This is a genomic window from Xenococcus sp. PCC 7305 (assembly GCF_000332055.1).
In the GTDB taxonomy this organism is placed as follows: domain Bacteria; phylum Cyanobacteriota; class Cyanobacteriia; order Cyanobacteriales; family Xenococcaceae; genus Xenococcus.
The window spans coordinates 1-1715 of the sequence record NZ_ALVZ01000006.1 but is presented as its reverse complement, the minus strand read 5'-3'; the positions used below and the strand labels follow the sequence as shown (position 1 = coordinate 1715).

The following is a 1715-nucleotide window of genomic DNA, read 5'->3' as shown; positions in this document are numbered from 1 at the left end:
TCAGTTTGATCACTATCGGCAATTCCAGTGTTAGCAATGGTAGTTCCAAGATCGCTATCTTGAACTGTATAGCTGACAGATAAAGTATCAGATTCTCCTGGTGCTAGAGTCACGGGAGTTGAGGTATCTCCTGTGAGATCATCGCTAATCACCACATTGGTTAAATTAGCACCACCAAAGGCCACAGGAATATTGGTTGCAGTTAAGTCATAAAGAACATCATCACCAACGCTGACATCTCCTGAACCGTCATTATCAGTAAATCCGGTGTTAGTTTTGATTATTTCCAGGACTGACTCAGGGACATCAACGCCTTCAGGATCGGTAACAGGTTCAGTTTGGTCGCTATCAGCAACTCCAGTGTTGGCAATAGTTATCCCAAGATCACTTTCTTGAACGGTATAACTAACAGATAAAGTATCCGATTCTCCAGGAGCTAAGGTCACAGGAGTTGAGGTATCTCCTGTGAGATCATCGGTGATGACTACATTGGTTAAATTAGCACCACCAAGGGCTACCGCAATATTGGTGGCAGTTAAATCATAGAGAACATCATCGCCAACGCTGACATCTCCTGAACCATCATTATCGGTAAATCCAGTATTTATTTTGATTATTTCCAAAACTGATTCAGGAACATCAACTGCTTCAGGATCTTCTACTGGATCAGTTTGGTCACTATCTGCTGTCCCAATATTATCAATGGTGGTGCCAAGATCGCTTTCTTGAACGGTATAACTAACAGATAAAGTATCCGATTCTCCAGGAGCCAAGGTCGCAGGAGTTGAGGTATCCCCTGTAAGATCATCGCTGATGACCACATTGGTTAAATTCGCCCCACCAATATTCGTTGCGGTCAAGTCATAGAGAATATCATCACCGACACTAATATCCCCCGAACCATCATTATCAGTAAATCCGGTATTTGTTTTGGTGATTACTAGATCTGAGTCAGGTACAGGCACAAATTCAGGATCGGTAACAGGGTTAGTTTGGTCACTATCTGCTGTCCCAGTATTTTCAATGGTAGTACCCAGATCACTTGCTTGAACTGTGTAACTCACTGATAAAGTATCAGATTCTCCCGGTGCTAGGGTCACTGGAGCCGAAGTGTCTCCTGTGAGATCATCGCTAATCACCACATTGGTTAAATTCGCCCCACCAAAGGCCACAGGAGTATTAGTTGCAGTCAAGTCGTAGAGAACATCATCGCCGATACTAATATCCCCTGACATATCATTATCCGTAAATCCAGTGTTAGTTTTAACAATCTCTAGGATTGACTCGGGGACATCAACGTCTTCAGGATCGGTAACAGGGTCTGTTTGGTCACTATCGGCAACTCCAGTGTTGGCAATAGTAGTACCCAGATCACTTGCTTGAACTGTGTAACTAACTGATAAGGTATCTGATTCCCCTGGTGCTAGGGTCAAGGGAGTTGAAGTATCTCCTGTGAGGTCATCGGTGATGACTACATTGGTTAAATTGGCACCTCCAAGGGCTACAGCAACATTAGTGGCGGTTAAATCGTAGAGAACAAAATCCCCTTCACTAATATCTCCCGAACCGTCATTATCAGTAAATCCGGTGTTAGTTTTGACAATTTCTAGGACTGACTCAGGGACATCAATGCCTTCAGGATCAGTAACAGGGTCAGTTTGATCACTATCTGCTGTCCCAATATTTTCAATGGTAGTTCCAAGATCGCTATCAAG

1 pseudogene is annotated in these 1715 nt (G+C 43.4%); it reads right to left on the bottom strand.

The annotated features are described in order from the left end of the window. Nucleotides 1-1715: pseudogene (locus XEN7305_RS00040) on the bottom strand (hypothetical protein); the annotation flags it as partial.